12 protein-coding genes are annotated in these 16,737 nt (G+C 73.5%); 10 read left to right on the plus strand and 2 right to left on the minus strand.

What is annotated here, in order from left to right:
* Nucleotides 1-5: 5 nt before the first annotated feature.
* From M4486_RS03315 to holA, 7 genes are all read left to right on the plus strand, one after another.
* The gene (locus M4486_RS03315; protein WP_249479640.1) at nt 6-1,034 is read left to right on the plus strand and encodes a 3-oxoacyl-ACP synthase III; all 1,029 of its coding nucleotides are present in this window, start codon (nt 6-8) and stop codon (nt 1,032-1,034) included.
* Nucleotides 1,031-3,721 carry an alpha/beta fold hydrolase gene (locus tag M4486_RS03320; protein ID WP_249479644.1) on the plus strand — a complete coding sequence of 897 codons (2,691 nt, stop codon included), beginning with the start codon at nt 1,031-1,033 and terminating at the stop codon, nt 3,719-3,721. The genes M4486_RS03315 and M4486_RS03320 overlap by 4 nt, the downstream gene beginning before the upstream one ends.
* On the plus strand, nt 3,676-4,716 hold the full coding sequence (locus tag M4486_RS03325; protein ID WP_429798319.1) for an NAD-dependent epimerase/dehydratase family protein: 1,041 nt from the start codon (nt 3,676-3,678) through the stop codon (nt 4,714-4,716). The genes M4486_RS03320 and M4486_RS03325 overlap by 46 nt, the downstream gene beginning before the upstream one ends.
* Before the next feature lie 10 nt (nt 4,717-4,726).
* Nucleotides 4,727-5,428, plus strand: coding sequence for a vitamin K epoxide reductase family protein (locus M4486_RS03330; protein WP_249479646.1), 702 nt, complete (start codon nt 4,727-4,729; stop codon nt 5,426-5,428).
* Between the two features lie 115 nt (nt 5,429-5,543).
* Entirely contained in the window at nt 5,544-6,614 is a 1,071-nt protein-coding gene (locus M4486_RS03335) for a ComEA family DNA-binding protein (protein ID WP_249479648.1), read from the plus strand.
* Between the two features lie 2 nt (nt 6,615-6,616).
* Complete coding sequence (locus M4486_RS03340) at nt 6,617-8,989, plus strand: ComEC/Rec2 family competence protein (RefSeq protein ID WP_249479650.1); 2,373 nt, start codon at nt 6,617-6,619, stop codon at nt 8,987-8,989.
* 127 nt (nt 8,990-9,116) lie between these two features.
* On the plus strand, nt 9,117-10,103 hold the full coding sequence (holA, locus tag M4486_RS03345; protein ID WP_249479653.1) for a DNA polymerase III subunit delta: 987 nt from the start codon (nt 9,117-9,119) through the stop codon (nt 10,101-10,103).
* A 69-nt stretch (nt 10,104-10,172) separates the two neighbouring features.
* Here the strand turns inward: holA and rpsT are convergent, their stop codons facing one another.
* Both rpsT and M4486_RS03355 read right to left on the minus strand, forming a co-directional pair.
* Nucleotides 10,173-10,439, minus strand: a complete 267-nt coding sequence (rpsT, locus tag M4486_RS03350; protein ID WP_152352848.1) for a 30S ribosomal protein S20 — start codon at nt 10,437-10,439, stop codon at nt 10,173-10,175.
* Between the two features lie 282 nt (nt 10,440-10,721).
* The gene (locus M4486_RS03355; protein WP_249479655.1) at nt 10,722-11,363 is read right to left on the minus strand and encodes a type II toxin-antitoxin system PemK/MazF family toxin; all 642 of its coding nucleotides are present in this window, start codon (nt 11,361-11,363) and stop codon (nt 10,722-10,724) included.
* Between the two features lie 242 nt (nt 11,364-11,605).
* Between M4486_RS03355 and lepA the strand changes: the two genes are divergently transcribed.
* The 3 genes from lepA to hemW are packed head-to-tail and all read left to right on the plus strand — an operon-like array spanning nt 11,606 to nt 16,712.
* Nucleotides 11,606-13,492, plus strand: a complete 1,887-nt coding sequence (gene lepA, locus M4486_RS03360; RefSeq protein WP_152352850.1) for a translation elongation factor 4 — start codon at nt 11,606-11,608, stop codon at nt 13,490-13,492.
* The gene (locus tag M4486_RS03365; protein WP_249479657.1) at nt 13,492-15,519 is read left to right on the plus strand and encodes a hypothetical protein; all 2,028 of its coding nucleotides are present in this window, start codon (nt 13,492-13,494) and stop codon (nt 15,517-15,519) included. The genes lepA and M4486_RS03365 overlap by 1 nt, the downstream gene beginning before the upstream one ends.
* The gene (gene hemW / locus M4486_RS03370) at nt 15,516-16,712 is read left to right on the plus strand and encodes a radical SAM family heme chaperone HemW (RefSeq protein WP_249479660.1); all 1,197 of its coding nucleotides are present in this window, start codon (nt 15,516-15,518) and stop codon (nt 16,710-16,712) included. Before M4486_RS03365 ends, hemW begins: the two co-directional genes overlap by 4 nt.
* Nucleotides 16,713-16,737 lie beyond the last annotated feature (25 nt).

The following is a 16,737-nucleotide window of genomic DNA, read 5'->3' on the forward strand; positions in this document are numbered from 1 at the left end:
CCGGTGTGAGCGACAACTCGGGATTCGTGCATAGGAACACGGCGCTGCTGGCCGTCGAGGCCACCGAAGCCCAGGTCCCCGTGTCCTCCGACGAGATCGACGAGATGCTCGCGCCCGCGCGCCGCCGCCTGCGCCTTCCCCGCGGCGTCCTCCAGCGCGTCGCCGGCGTCCAGGAGCGCCGCTGGTGGCGCGACACCGAGTCCGGGTGGAAGCAGGGCATCGTGCTCGCCGCCGAGCGGGCGATGTCCAAGGCCGGCATCACGCGCGACCAGGTGGGCGTGCTGATCAACGCCTCCGTGTGCCGTCAGCACCTCGAGCCGGCCGTCTCCGCGTCCGTTCACGACGCCCTCGGGATGCCCCGCAGCTGCCTGAACTTCGACATCACCAATGCGTGCCTGGGCTTCGTCAACGCGATGACCGTCGCGGCCGGAATGATCGACTCCGGCCAGATCCAGTACGCGCTGATCGTCGGCGCCGAGGACGTCGAGCAGGTCCAGCGCGACACCATCGCCCGGTTGAACTCCAAGGGCGCCGTGCGCGCCGACTTCAACAACCAGTTCGCCGCGCTGACCCTCGGCTCGGGCGCCGCCGCCGCCGTGCTGGGCCGGGCCGACGAGCACCCCGAGGGGCACCGGGTGACGGTCACGCAGGCGCGCGCCGGCACCGAGCACCATGAGCTGTGCATCGGCGACATGGACGACATGCGCACCGACAGCGAGGGTCTGCTGGAGAACGGGATCGAGCTGATCCTGGACACCTGGAAGGACGCCAACGCGCAGGGCCTGGACTTCGGGAGCATCGAGCACGTGATCCCGCACCAGGTCTCCATGGTCTACACCCGGAACTTCTCGAAGATCACCGGGGTCGGCATGGACCGCATCCCCATCACGTTCCCCGAATGGGGCAACGTCGCCGCCGAGGCGGTCCCGATGACCCTCGCCCACCACCAGGAGAACATCGCTCGCGGCGAGCGCGTGCTGCTGATGGGCGTCGGCTCCGGACTGAACACCGCGATGATGGAGGTCAAGTGGTGAGCATCGAGCGCCCCCGCGGCTCCCGGGCCGTGGCAGCCCCCGAGCTGCCCGGCGTGGATCCCCGCGCCCACCGGCTCGTCGAGGCCCGCGACCACACCGGCGAGCTGCGCACCTGGCATCTCCTGGACTCCGCCCCGCTGCTGGCAGAGCGCGGCGTCGCCCCGCGCGGCACCCTGCTCGCCGTCCACGGCAACCCCACGTACTCGTTCCTGTACCGCTCGCTGATCCGCGAGGACATCCCCTGGCGCGTGATCGCGGTCGACCAGCTCGAGATGGGGTACTCCGAGCGCACAGGGGAGACGAGGGGCCTGCAGGACCGCATCACGGACCTCTCCCTGCTCACCGACGCGCTCGGCGTGCGCGGCCCCGTGGTGACCGTCGGCCACGACTGGGGCGGCATCGTCTCGGTGGGCTGGGCGCTCGACAACCGTCACGACGTCGCCGGCATGATCCTCACCAACACGGGGATCCACCAGGAGCTCGGCGAGTCCCTGCCGAAGGCGCTGCAGCTCGCGACCGCCCCGGCGATGCTGCCGCTGAGCACCTCGGTCACCGACGCGTTCCTGCGCACCACGGTCGCCCTCTCCAGGCCCGCCCTGCCCCGGGAGGTGCAAGAGGCCTATCTCGCCCCCTACCGCGGCCGCTCGCGGCGCCTGGGCATCGAGCAGTTCGTCGCCGACATCCCCGCGAGCGCGAACCACCCCAGCCGCGCGACCCTCGAGCGCCTCGCCGGAGGCATCACCGGCATGGACGTGCCCACGCTCATGACCTGGGGGCCGCGCGACGTGACCTTCTCGGACCGCTACCTGCGCGACCTCATCGAACGCGTCCCCCATGCCGACGTCCACCGCTTCGAGGGCGCCTCCCACCTGGTGTGGGAGGACGCCGACGTCGCCGGCCTCGTCGCCACCTGGCTGCAGGACACCTTCGGCGACGCCGAGCACCCGCGCGATGCGGCCGGCGCGGGCGAGGCGCTGCGTCCCGTCTCGTCCTTCGCCGAGCAGGCCCCCGAGATCCACCTGGGCGAGGCCATCACGCGCCGCGCCCAGGACCCCGCGACCGCCGACCTGCCCGCCGTCGTCGAGCTCGGCGCGCGACCCGGCGAGAGCCGCCGCATCAGCTGGTCCCTGCTCTCCGAGCGCACCGAGGACCTGGCCGCCGGCATGCGCGCCCACGGGATCATGCCCGGGGACCGCGTGAGCGTGCTGGTCACCCCCGGTGCGGACCTCACCGCCGTGCTGTACGCCTGCCTGCGCCTGGGCGCGGTCGCCGTGATCGCCGACGCGGGCCTGGGCACCGACGGGCTCACCCGCGCCGTGATCGGATCGCACCCGGACTGGATCATCGGCATCGAGAAGGCCCTCGTCGGCGCGCGTGCGCTCGGCTGGCCCGGCCGTCGCATCAGCGTCCCGCAGCTGCCCACGGTCGACCGCGCCGCCCTCGACGTCGAGACCTCCGTGGCCGAGCTCGCCGAGGAGGGCCGCCAGATGCGCGCCCTCGGCGCCGGCATCGACGCCCCCTGGCCCGACCAGGACGCCGACGCCGCCGTGCTGTTCACCTCCGGCTCCACGGGACCCGCCAAGGGCGCCGTGCTCACCCACCGGCAGATGGGCGCGATGTTCGCGGCCGTCGGCGACACCCTCGACCTCGAGGCCGATCGCGGCCTGGTCGCGGGCTTCGCACCGTTCGCGCTGCTGGGCCCCGCGCTCGGCGCGCCCTCGGTCGTCCCGGACATGGACATCACCCGCCCGGGCGATCTCACCGCTCCCGCCCTCGCGGCAGCGGTCGAGGCGCTCGGCGCCCCGGCCGTGTTCACCGCACCCGCCGCGCTGCGCAACATCATCGACACCGCCGACCAGCTCGACGAGACCGGGCGGGCCGCGCTCGCGCGCGTGCCCAGCTTCTTCTCCGCGGGAGCACCGATCCCCACCCCGCTGCTGCGCGAGCTGCGCGGCGTGCTGCCCGGCGCCCGCGCGCTCACCCCCTACGGGATGACGGAGTGCCTCGCGGTCGCCGCCATCGACCTCGAGGGCATCGAGGCGGCGGGCGAGGGCCCCGGCGTGTGCGTCGGCACCGCCGTGCCGCGCACCGAGATCGCGATCGCCGTCATGGACGGCGAGGGCGGGACCAGCGGCGAGATCACCACCGATCCCGATCGCACCGGCGAGATCCTCGTGCGCGCGCCGCACGTGCGCGACCGCTACCTGATGCTCTGGGGCACCACCGCCCGCGCGAGCCGCTTCGAGGGCTGGCACGCGACCGGCGACGTCGGCCACCTCGATGAGGCCGGCCGCCTCTGGGTCGAGGGCCGCACGGCGCACGTGCTCGCCACGGCCCAGGGCCTGGTCACGCCCGTGCGCGTCGAGTCCGCCGCCGAGTCGGTGCCCACCGTGCGCCGCGCAGGAGCCGCGGCCGTCGGCCCCCGCGGCACCCAGCAGGTCGTCGTGATCCTCGAGACCCAGGACGGCTACCGGCCCGGGAGGGCCCGCACGCCGCACCCGGCGGAGACCGCCCTGCAGGAGGCCGTGCGCCAGGCCGTGGCGCAGGCGACGGGCGTCGAGGTCGCGGCCGTGTTCACGACCGCGTCGCTGCCCACCGACATCCGCCACAACTCGAAGATCGACCGGGCAGCGCTCTCGGCATGGTCCGAGGCGACGCTCCAGGGGCGGAAGGCGCCCGCGCTGTGAGCCGCCGCGTCCTGGTCACCGGCGCCTCCGGCATGCTCGGCGGCGCCGTCGCGACCGCCCTGCGCGACCGCGGCGACGACGTCCGCGCCTTCCAGCGCCGACCCGCCGGACTGCCCGGCGTGCGGGACGTCCAGGGATCCCTCACCGACGCCGACGACGTGCGCCGCGCGGCCGAGGGCGTCGACGCGATCGTCCACCTCGCCGCGAAGGTCTCCTTCGCGGGCCCCGAGGAGGAGTTCCGGGCGGTCAACGTGGACGGCACCCGGCACGTCCTGGACGCGCTGCGCGCGCACGGCGGCGGGCGCCTGGTGAACATCTCCTCGCCCTCGGTCGCCCATCTCGGGACCTCCATCGTGGGTCTCGACGCGACGCCCGCCGACCCGGAGCGCGCCCGGGGCAGCTACGCCCGCACGAAGGCCGCCGCGGAGCTCGAGGCGATGGCGGCCGACGGCACGGACGATCTGCTGGTCACCTCGCTGCGCCCGCACATCGTGTGGGGCCCGGGGGACACGCAGCTCGTGGGGCGGATCGTCGACCGCGGGCGACGCGGCACCCTCCCGATCCTCGACGACGGCATGGCCCTCATCGACACCACCTACGTGGACAACGCCGCCTCGGCGATCGTCGCCGGCCTCGACGCCATCGAGGACGTGCACGGCGAGAGCTTCGTGATCACCAACGGCGAGCCCCGGACCGTGCGCGACGTCCTCGGCGGCTTCTGCGAGGCCGCGGGGGTGGCCCGGCCCAGCCGTCGGATCCCCGGCTCGCTCGCGCGGCTCGCCGGTCGCGTCGTCGAGAAGGTCTGGGAGATCCGGCCCGGCGAGGACGAGCCGCCGATGACGGAGTTCCTGGCCGAGCAGATGTCCACCGCCCACTGGTTCGACCAGCGCCGCACCCGCGAGCGTCTGCGCTGGACCCCCGCGGTGAACTTCGACGAGGGCCTCGAGCGCCTCTCGCGATGGTTCGCCGAGCACCCCGTCGTCGGCAGCGCCTGAGGAGGGCCCGATGAACGCACGACCCCGCTCCGAGAACACGCACCGCGGTGCGGAGCCGCACGACGACGAGGCCGCGCTGCGCGCCGAGGTCGAGGCCGAGCTCGCCGCCGAGCGCGCCTCCCGCCGCCGCGCCCCGGACCTGGTGACGGGGCTCGTGCTGCTGATCGGCGGAGCGCTCGGCTGGATCGCCGCGCTCGCGCTGTTCATGGACAAGATCTTCCTCAGCGCGAATCCCGACGCGCAGCTCGGCTGCGACATCAACCCCTTCATCTCGTGCGGCACCGTGATGATGACCTGGCAGGCGAGCGCCCTGGGCATCCCGAACATGGCGATCGGCTTGGGCGGCTTCGCGATCATGGGCGCGATCGGCTCCCTGCTGGTCTCCCGCGCCGCGGTGCCCCGCTGGTTCCGCTGGGCGACGCTCGGCGGGATGGTCTTCGCCTTCGCGATGGTCCACTTCCTCGCGATCTCCGCGATCTTCGTCATCCACGCCCTGTGCCCGTGGTGCCTGGTGGTCTGGGTCGTCACCGCGCCGATGTTCTTCGCCGTGCTCGCCCACACCGTCGAGACCGGCACGCTGGCGGTGCGCGGGGCCTTGGCCTCGCTGCTGCGCCGCTGGGTCGTGCTGACGCTGCTCTGGTACGCCCTGGTCGCCGTGGTCATCGTGATCGCGTTCTGGCCCCAGTGGATGGCGACCTTCGGCCTGAACTGAGGGCCCGGGAACCGGGACCCGGGAAGCGGCCCGCCGTTCCTCCCCAGTGCCCGGTTGTCCCCATCGGGGCATCCGACGCTGACCCGCGCCCCGCCGTGCACCTAGCCTCACCGGCATGTCGCACGCATCCCGCTCCGCCCGGCCCACCGGCCGGGCACGCTCCCGGACATCCCGCTCCCGGCGGCGCGGAGACCACTCTGCCCCCGCGCGCCCGCGGCCGGGGCGGCATCGGCGCAGGGATCCCGGCCGGCGGCGAGAGGCCGACGGCGCGCAGGACCACACCGCGCTGGAGGACTTCGGGTGGGAGTCCGAGGACGACCTCGTCGACGTCCGCGAGCATCGCGGCACCGAGCGCGCGCCCTGGTGGCAGAGGATCCCACGGCCCTCTCCGGCCGCTCTCGCAGGCATCGCCGTGCTCGTCCTCATCGCCGGCGCGTCCATCCACCTCACGGGCCGCGGCAGCGCGGTGGCCGGGTCCGCGCCGACGACGCCGGCCACGTCGTCCTCCGCGGCCTCCGCGTCCGCGTCCTCGGACCCGTCGTCCGCCGAGGGGGGCGGCACTGGGGGTGAGAGGCCCGTCGGCGGGGCCGCGTCCCCTTCGGCATCGGCCACCGCCTCGTCGTCCGCGGATGCGTCCGGAGAAGCAGGCGGCCCCTCCGGTGGCGCGGGGGAGGGCACGGTGGTCGTCTACGTCTCGGGCGCCGTCGAGGACCCCGGGGTGGTCGAGCTCCCGGCGGGCTCGCGCGTCGCGGACGCGCTCGAGGAGGCGGGCGGTCAGACGAAGACGGCGGACCTGACCTCCGTGAACCTCGCGCGTGTCCTGGTCGACGCCGAGCAGATCCAGGTCCCCGAGGAAGGGGAGGAGCCCGCAGGCGAGGCGGCGCCCGGGAGCACTGGGGAAGCGGGCACATCCGGGGGAGCGGGCGCCTCCGGGAGTTCGGCCGACACGGGACAGAGCAGCGGCGGCGCGGCATCCCCCGACGGCTCCGGGGCGGCTGCCATCGACATCAACACGGCCGACGCCGACCAGCTCGACGAGCTCCCCGGAGTCGGCCCTGCCATCGCCCAGCGCATCATCGACCACAGGGAGCAGAACGGCCCCTTCGCGAGCGTCGACGACCTCGCCGAGGTCTCCGGCATCGGCCCGGCGACCCTCGAGAAGATCCGTCCGCAGGCGACGGTCTGAGCGTGCTCACCCGCGCCGACCTGCGCACCGTCCCCGCCGCGGCCATGCTCTGGACCCTCGCGGTGCTCGGCATCGCCTGCGGCATCAGGGCCGCACTCCTCCTTCTGCTCGCCCTCGCCGCGCTCACCCTGTGCATCGCCGCCTGCCTGCGCCGACCCGGGGCGATCGCCGCCGTCGGCGCGCACCTCCTGCTCATCGGACTCGGGGCCGCGCTGCTGGTCCCCGGGATCGACCGCCACGAGACCACGGTCCTCGCCCTCGAGGACGCGTCCACCACCGGTCGCATCGTCGAGCTCGAGGCCGTCGCGACCGGAGACAGCCAGGAGTCCTCGAGCACGTTCCCCGGCGCCGAGGACCGCCGCCAGGTGATGGTCCGCCTGCGTCCCGGACCCGCGCGGATCGGCTCCGCCGCGTCGGAGCTGCCCGCCTCCACGCGCATGCTCGTCACCGGCGGGAAGGACCTCCTCGACCCCGTGCACGACCACGACGTGATCCGGGTGCGCGCCCGGGTCGCCCAGACCGACGGCATCGTCATCCTCGCCGCCGCACGTGTGGAGGTCCTCGGGGCGGCGCACGGCCCCGGACAGCACGTCCGCGAGGTCGCCCGCGACCTCACCGCGACACTGCCGGACGATGAGGCGGCGCTCTCGCGCGGGATGACCACGGGCGACACCCGCGGCATGTCGACCGAGACCGAGGAGATCATGCGCCGGGCCGGCATCTCGCACCTCGTCGCGGTCTCCGGTGCGAACATCGCGCTCGTCCTCGGCGCCGTGCTCGTCCCGGCCCTGCTGCTCGGCGTCCCTCGACGACCCCGCATCGCGGCCGCGGCGATCGCCGGCGCCGCGTACGTCGCCCTCGTCGGGGACGAGCCGTCGGTGCTGCGGGCGGCGACCATGGCCGCACCGCTGCTCGCCGCCCGCTTCATGGGCGTGCGCGCCTCTCCGGTCGCCTCGCTCGGGGCGGCGATCGCCCTGTGGTCCTGCCTCGACCCGGCGACCGCGGCCTCCGCCGGCTTCCTGCTCTCCGCCCTCGCGACCGCGGCGATCCTCGTGCTCGCCCCCGCCGTGGCGAGCGCGGCCGTGAGCATGAGCGGGGAGAGGATCCGCCGCACGTGGGCGCTCGTGATCGCCATCCCCCTCGCCGCGCAGCTCGCGTGCACGCCCGTGCTCGTGCTGCTCACCCCCGAGGTGTCGGTGTGGGCGGTGCCCGTCAACATGGTGGTCGCCCCGATCGTCGGCCCCGCCACGGTGATCGGGATGATCGCGACCCTCATCGGCCCCGTCGCCCCTGCCCTGGCGACCCCGCTGTGGCACCTCACCGCCGGCGGCGCGCGCCTGGTCATCCTCGTGGCGCGCACTGCCGACGCCCTGCCGGGCTCCCGCATCGCCGTGCCCGAGGGGGCGTGGGGAGCGGTGCTCGCCCTGCTCGCGATCGCGCTCGTCGTCGCCGGGGTGCTGGGCCACCGTTCGCGGATCCTCCGGTTCGTCCTCGCGGCGGTGCTCGTCGCCGTGCTCGCCCCGCCGCTCGCTCAGCGCCTTCCGGTCCCCGGCGTCGGGGCCGACGACTGGCGCGTCGCCGCCTGCGCCGTCGGCCAGGGCGACGCGGTCCTGCTGCGCGAACGGCCCGAGGACGCGGGCTCCTCCGAGGACAGCCCGGGCAGCGCCGAGCCCGCGACCGTGCTCGTGGACACCGGTCCCGACCCCGATGCCCTGCGCTCATGCCTCGACCGACTGCACGTCACCCGCATCGATCTTCTCGTCCTCACGCATCCCCACGCCGACCACGTGGGCGGGATCGACGCCCTCACGGGGGAGCGGACACCGAGCGCGCAGTGGGTGTGCCCTCTGCCCGAGGCGACGGCGAAGACGGTCCCCGCCGTGCCGATCACCACCGTCACCACCGGCACGGCCCAGGCAGAGGGCACCCTGGGCCTCGACGTCCTGTGGCCGCCGTCGGCCGACGGCGCCCGCCAGGCCTCCCACCTCGAGACCGGGGGCGAGGGGGACGACTTCAACGACTGCTCGGTCGTCGTGCGCGCCACGTGGCCGGACGGCGTGAGCTACGTGGGACTCGGGGACCTCGAGCCCGTCGGCCAAGCGCGCCTGCTCGCCGCACGGCCCGCCCCGGCGACCATCGTGAAGACCGCCCATCACGGCTCTAAGCGACAGACCACCGGCCTCTACGATGCACTGTCGCCGCAGCTCATGCTGTTCACCGTCGGCAAGGACAACACCTTCGGCCATCCCTCGCCGCAGACCCTCTCGATCGCCGAGAGACTCGGGGCGCGCTCCGCCCGCACGGACGTCGACGGCACCGTCCTGCTCCCCGCCGAGGACCCGCTGAGCCCCCGGGCCGTCGGCCCGGCCGGATAGGATCGAGCGGGCCTCCCGGCCCGCGCCCGGAGCGGATCCCCGCGCATCCGTCGCGGCGTGTCCGCCGCCTCCGGCACCCGCCCGAAGCCACCCACCATCCGACCCGCCGACCCCGAAGGAGCTGCCGATGGCCGACGTCGCCTGGCACAGCGTCGACCTCGCGCCCGTGGTGCTCGTCCACGGGACGGAGCCGCTGATCGCCGCGCGCGCCCTCGAGCGGCTGAAGGCCCTCGCGCGCGAGAGGGATCCGGAGGTCGCGATCCACGAGATCGGCGGCGAGAGTGCCGTCGCCGGCGCACTCGCCCAGGTCACGAGCCCGTCCCTGTTCGGCGAAGGCCGTTTCGTCCTCGTGCCCGACCTGCAGTCCGCGCCCGAGTCGCTCGTCAACGAGGTCAGCAGCTACATCCAGTCCCCGGAGGACGACGTCACCCTGGTGCTCGTCCACCGCGGCGGGAACCGCGGCAAGAAGCTTCTGGACGCCCTGAAGAAGGCCGGGGTCCAGCGCGTCGCTGCCGATCCGCTCAAGCGCGCCGGCGACAAGCAGACCTTCGTCACCGCCGAGTTCACCCGCGCCGGACGCCGCATCCAGCCCGACGCCGCGGCCGCGCTCGTCGACGCCTTCGGCACCGACCTCTCGGAGCTCGCCGCCATCAGCCGCCAGCTCATCGAGGACACCACCCCGGAGGGCGGCCAGCAGGCGGCGCCCGTCACCCTCGAGCACGTGCGCGGGGTGACGGCCGGGCGGGTGGAGACCACCGCCTTCGCCGTCGCCGATGCCACCATCGCCGGACGCGAGGCCGAGGCCCTCGTGCTGCTGCAGCAGGCCCGCCTGGCCGGCGCCGACCCGGTGCCGCTCGTCGCGGCGATGGCCTCGAAGATGCGGGGCCTCGCGAAGGTCTCCACCCCCGGCGCCTCCGCACGCAGCCTCGGCATGCCCGAGTGGATGGTCAAGAACCTCTCCCGCGACGCGCGCGGATGGAGCGACCGCTCGCTCGCCCACGCACTGAACGCCGTCGCCCAGGCGGATCACGAGGTCAAGGGCGCGGGCAGGGACCCGCAGTGGTCCGTGCAGCGCATGATCATCGAGATCTCGCGCGCCCGACGCACCCGCTGACCCCGCCCCGCATGCACGAGGGCCCCGCACCGAACGGTGCGGGGCCCTCGTGGAAGGCGTGGAGCCGTCTCAGGCGGCGACGCCGGCGACGAGCTTCGCGAGACCGGACTTGCGGTTCGCGGCCTGGTTCTTGTGGATGACGCCCTTCGAGGCGGCCTTGTCGAGCTTGCGCCCGGCGACCTGCAGGGCCGACTGCGCGGCGTCCGCGTCGCCCGCGGCGACGGCGGTGCGCACCTTGCGCACGTAGGTCTTCAGCTCGCTCTTGTACGCACGGTTGCGCAGACGGGCCTTCTCGTTGGTCTTGTTGCGCTTGATCTGCGACTTGATGTTTGCCACGGGACTCTTCTCTTGCTCTGGGATGTGGTGGAACGTCCGCAGCTACAGAGGAACGGCCACGACGGGGACGGGCGGTGGGGATCGCCTGGAGACGTCGGTGCCGGGTCGCTGCCGCGGTCACGCACCCGAGACGCTCACTCCGATCGGCCCTGACACGGCGGGCGACCGGGTGTGCGCACACCGGGCGGTATGTCACACATACAGCAGACGAGGTTACCAGCAGCCGGCCCGGAATCGCGCGACCATGTGACGTGTCGCGCCCAGGTCGCGCAGGGCCCTCCGTCAGGCCGACCAGCCGTGTACCCGGCGGGCCTCGGCGACGACCGCGTCGAACCGGTCGCGGTCCACGCGTGCGCCCTCCCGGCGCACCGCGGAGGCGGGGATCCTCAGGAGACGGTCCACCCTCACCTCGGAGGGGCGGTGCTGGGAGTCCCATGACCCGGTGCCGATGTCGACCCAGGTCGCGCCGTGGGCGTCGGTGTGGGTGCCCTGCCCGCGATCGCGCGAGGTGAGCATGAGGGCGACGACCGCCTGCCCCGAGCCGTCGGCGCCGCCCGCCGACGCGTCCTCGAGGGCGAGGACGAGCACGGGGCGGTCCTTGCCCTGATGGACGTCCTCCTCGAAATGGACCCACGCCCAGACGATCTCGCCGGGATCGGCGTCCCCGTCGGCGCTCGGCGCATAGGTGATGGCCGGGGCGGGGGAGGAGGAGCGGTCGCGCAGCACCGCGTGCTCGCCGGTGGAGCCGTCCGCCCGATCGCGGGTGCGCCCGCGTGGGCTGTGCCCGCCCTCGCGGGACCCGTTCGCCTCGCCGTTGCGCAGCGCGTCAGCGGCGCTGCGTCCGAGATCGCGCGCGGCCCGGCGCACCGTGCGGGAGCGGGCGGCGCGGGTGAGGATCGAGCCGAGTCGGGAGCCGAGGGACATGCGTGTCCTCCTGTGCGGTCGGTGCGAGGGCGTGCGGATCGCGCCCATCGTAGACAGCCTCCCGGTGGTGGACGGCGGGGAGCGCGGTCGTCGTCGCCGCCTCGCGCACGACGGAGGACCCGGGTGATGTGCGCCCCCAAGCGGCCCCTCCGCCTCGCGATCAGCGCCCGCCATGAGACCATGGCTGGTGCTGCCAGCGCGCGCCCCGGGATGTGCCCGTCGGCGCCACGATGAGAGGACAGATGCCGGTGACCCCGAGGATCCCCGCCGATGCCGCGAGCGACATCCAGCCCGCCTCGACGCCCTCGGAGCGCATCCGGAACTTCTGCATCATCGCCCACATCGACCACGGGAAGTCGACGCTGGCCGACCGCATGCTCCAGCTCACCGGCGTGGTCGACGAACGGGCGATGCGCGCCCAGTACCTCGACCGGATGGACATCGAGCGCGAGCGCGGCATCACCGTGAAGAGCCAGGCCGTGCGCATGCCCTGGCAGGTCGACGGGACGAACTTCGCGCTGAACATGATCGACACCCCCGGGCACGTCGACTTCACCTACGAGGTCTCCCGCTCGCTCGCCGCCTGCGAGGGCGCGATCTTGCTGGTCGACGCCGCCCAGGGCATCGAGGCGCAGACACTCGCGAACCTCTACCTGGCGATGGAGAACGACCTCACCATCATCCCGGTGCTCAACAAGATCGATCTCCCCGGCGCCGAGCCCGAGAAGTACGCGGCCGAGATCGGCCAGCTCGTCGGCGTCGATCCCGACGAGGTGCTGCGCGTCTCGGGGAAGACCGGGGTGGGCGTGCCCGAGCTGCTCGACCACGTGGTCCGCACCCTGCCCGCCCCGACGGGCGACGCCGACGGCCCCTGCCGCGCGATGATCTTCGACTCCGTGTACGACACCTACCGGGGCGTCGTCACCTACGTGCGCGTCTTCGACGGCCGGCTCTCGGCGCGAGAGCGCATCGAGATGCTCTCCACGCGCGCCGAGCACGACCTGCTCGAGCTCGGCGTGATCTCCCCGGAGCCGATCCCCACCAAGGGCCTGGGCCCGGGCGAGGTCGGCTACCTCATCACCGGCGTGAAGGACGTGCGCCAGTCGAAGGTCGGCGACACCGTCACCTCCGCGCGCCGCGGCGCCACCGAGCCCCTCGCGGGCTATTCGGATCCCAAGCCGATGGTGTTCTCGGGCCTGTTCCCGATCGACGGCTCGGACTACCCCAACCTGCGCGACGCGCTGGACAAGCTCAAGCTCAACGACGCGGCCCTGAACTACGAGCCCGAGACGTCCACGGCCCTGGGCTTCGGCTTCCGCGTGGGCTTCCTGGGGCTGCTGCACCTCGAGATCATCCGCGAGCGCCTCGAGCGCGAGTTCGACCTCGACCTCATCGCCACCGCGCCCTCGGTGATCTACCACGTGACCATGGAGGACGGCACCGAGGTCGACGTGCTCAACCCCTCGGACTTCCCCGAGGGAAAGGTGCGCGAGATCCGCGAACCGATCACCCGGGCCACGCTGCTGGCCCCGAGCGAGTTCATCGGCGCGATCATGGACCTGTGCCAGTCCAAGCGCGGCAGCCTGCTGGGCATGGACTACCTCTCGGAGGACCGCGTCGAGCTGCGCTACACGCTGCCGCTCGCGGAGATCGTCTTCGACTTCTTCGACCAGCTGAAGTCCCGCACCAAGGGCTACGCCTCCCTCGACTACGACGTCGAGGGGGAGCAGGCGGCCGACCTCGTGAAGGTCGACATGCTGCTGCAGGGCGAGCCGGTCGACGCCTTCAGCGCCGTCGTGCACCGCGAGCAGGCCTACCACTACGGCGTGGAGATGGCCGGCAAGCTCAAGAACCTCATCCCGCGCCAGCAGTTCGAGGTGCCCATCCAGGCCGCCATCGGCTCCCGCATCATCGCCCGCGAGAACATCCGCGCCATGCGCAAGGACGTGCTGTCCAAGTGCTACGGCGGCGACATCTCGCGCAAGCGCAAGCTGCTGGAGAAGCAGAAGGAGGGCAAGAAGCGGATGAAGAACATCGGCTCCGTCGAGGTGCCGCAGGAGGCCTTCATCGCCGCGCTCTCCTCGGACGGCGGCGGCGACAGCGGCAGCAAGGACGCGAAGAAGAAGTGATGGCCGCGGCCCCGCAGTCCCCGGGCCGGTCCACGCCGGCGTGCCCGGTCGCGGGGCACTGGACGCTCACGGGCGCGACGGACCCGGTCCTGCTCGGCACCGGCCAGGAGGGACACAGTCCCGCTCTCGCGAAGCGCTGGGTGCACGAGGATCCCTCGGCGCCCCCGTCGGGATTCGCCACGGCGGCAGGTGCGAAGCTCGAGATCTCCTCGGAGGGCGCCTTCACCGAGACCGTCGACGGCGCGCCGCCGACCGCATGGTGGGAGCTCGACGGCACCCTGCTGGACACACCGGCCCCGAGCGATGGCCGCGTCATCGCTGAGGGCGATGCGCTCCACCTGGTGCCCCGCGCCGGGATCGGGCGGGTCTCCTACGAGGTCGACGGAGTGCTCCACGGAGCCGACACGACCACGGTCTCCGACCGCCTCGCCCTCGATCACGGCGGCACCCTCCTGCGCACGGTCTCGGTCTCCCAGGACGCGGGGGACATGCTGGGGCGCACCTGGTACAGGTACGAACGGACGACGAGCGGGTCACACCCGTCGACGACCGCCGCAGCAGCGGGTTGCGACTCCGGACCGGCGTCCGGGCCGCGCGAGGTGCGCGACGTCCCCGGTCTCGAGGACGGCCTGCGGCTCGAGGTCCCGTCCGATCTGGCCGCTGCGATCCTCGCGGACCACGCGCGGGCCGAGCGGCTGGACCGGGAGAACACCGAGGCGCGGGCGCAGGGTGCCTCCGGAGCCGCGGCATGGTCGCCGGCCGACGGGATCGTGGACCTGCGACTGCTCCTCCTGGACGCCCTCGCGCCGCAGTCGGTGGAGCAGATCGGCGGCACCTCGGTGCGCATGAGCGACGGGAAGGTGCTGCGCGGCCCGGCCCCGTCCGCGGGCGAGAAGGAAGATCTCAGGCCCGCTCCGGATCCGAGCGTGCTGCCGGTGCTCAGGGATCGACTGGCCCCGCTGCTGGCCGGATGCCTGCCCCGTCCCGGTCGGCCGCGCGCAGAGATCGGATCGCTCCTGGTCGCCGATCCGGCGCGCCAGGAGGTCCGCTGGATGCTCTTCACGGGCAGGGCGGCGGCGCTGTGGAACGAGGCGATCCGGGACGGCTTCCCCTATCGTCGCTGCCTCGACCTCGCCCGAGAGCTGCGCGACATCGATCCGGAGCGGCTGCGCCGGCGCGTCCCCGCGCTGCCCGCCGTGCTGCTCGATGACACCGCCTCCCGCGCCCACCCGGACGTGATCCTCGAGCTCGCCGCCGCCCTCTCCGCGCCGACGGACGAGAGCCACCTTCAGGACCTGCACGCCGCGTTCGAGCAGGAGCTGTCCGAGGCGGCCGACGCGCCTGCGGTGCCCACGCTGTGGAACGCCGTCCGCCTGGACCTTCCGGCCGATCGCGCCGCGGTCATCCGCGACCAGCAGCGCGAGGCGCTGCGCGTGGATGCCGAGCACTCGCTGCAGACGCATGTGGAGCGAGGGACCCGGTTCACGTCCCCGGAGAAGCGGGGCATCGCGAACATCCAGACGATCTCCCTCGGGCGCAGGAACGGCGAGGCCCGCGTGGGCACGCGCACGGGCCTCGTCCACCGGCTGCGGGACGGCCGCGGCCTGGCCCGGCCCGGGCGTCGCGGGTTCGGACGCCACGTGCCCCACGGGTGGCCCCGGCCGGGGGAGTTCGCCGACTTCGTCCTCGAGTTCGAGGTGGCGCCGGCCCTCGCCGAGATAGACCTGGACCCCGCCGAGGGTGCGGCCGCCGCCGTCGGTTCGCTGCAGGTGCTGGACCTGCGCACGGGCGAGGTGCGATGGGTGCTGTTCCTGGGCGAAGCGGCCGAGGGCTGGGAGCACGCCGTCCGCGCAGCCATGCTCGAGGACACGGCCATCGAGCTCGGCAGGGAGCTGCAGGCCATGAGCGCGGAGGAGTTCGCCCGCCGGATCCCGCCGCTCCCGATCACACTGCACGACGCCCTGACGGGTCTCGAGCCCCTGCCCGGCATCGAGATCCCCGGCCGCAGCGAGGAGAACCCCGGATGAGCACCACGACAGCCCCCGCGCCCGAGGCGGACCAGGCCGGGGGATCACGCGACCTCTCGGCCTACATCCACGTGCCGTTCTGCGCGGTGCGCTGCGGATACTGCGACTTCAACACCTACACCGCGACCGAGCTGGGCGGCGGCGGGTCCCAGCGCGAATACCCCGCCAACGCCATGCGCGAGATGGACCTGACCCTCGCGGACGACGCGGCCCACGGCATCGACTACGACCGGGTCTCCACGGTGTTCTTCGGCGGCGGCACGCCCACCCTGCTGCCCGCCGACGATCTCGTCGCGATGCTCTCCCATCTGCGCTCCCTCGTGCCCTTCGCGCCGGACGTCGAGGTCACGACCGAGGCGAACCCGGACTCGGTCACGCCCGAGTCGCTGCGCACCCTCGTCGAGGGCGGCATCACCCGTGTCTCCTTCGGCATGCAGTCCGCGGTGCGCAGCGTGCTCGCGACGCTGGACCGCACACATGATCCCGAGCGGGTCCCGCAGGCCGTCGCCTGGGCGAAGGAGGCGGGGCTCTCGGTGAGCCTCGATCTGATCTACGGGACGCCGGGGGAGACCGTCGCCGACGTCGAGACGTCGGTGCGCGCGGCCCTGGCCTGCGACGTCGACCATCTCTCCGCCTACTCGCTGATCATCGAGGGGAACACGGCGATGGCCCGTCGGCTGCGCCACGGCGAGATCTCCGAGCCCGATCCGGACGACATGGCCGACAAGTACGAGCTCATCGACGACCTCACCAGCGCACACGGTCTGCAGTGGTACGAGGTCTCGAACTTCGCGCGCACCACCGCCGAGCGCTGCCGGCACAACCTCGCCTACTGGCGCGGTGCGGACTGGTGGGGGATCGGCCCCGGCGCGCACCGGCATCGACGCGGCATGCGGGCCTGGAACGTCAAGCACCCCAGCCGCTACGCGGGGCTCCTGGCCCAGGGCGTCCTTCCCGTCCAGGAGTCCGAGCAGCTGAGCGCGCAGGATCGCCTCCTGGAGCGGATCATGCTCGAGCTGCGCATCGCAGACGGGCTCCCCGTCCAGGAGGTCCCCGCGCAGACCCGCGGGATGCTCGCCGTCCACCGCGATCGCGGTCACCTCGATCCGGACGCCCTCGCCGAGGGCCGGGCGGTGCTCACGCGCGAGGGCCGCCTGCTGGCCGACGCCGTCATCCGCGACCTCGTGCCCTGACGTCAAGGACTCCAGCGCCGCGTCC

Source organism: Brachybacterium kimchii (assembly GCF_023373525.1).
Taxonomy (GTDB): domain Bacteria; phylum Actinomycetota; class Actinomycetes; order Actinomycetales; family Dermabacteraceae; genus Brachybacterium; species Brachybacterium kimchii.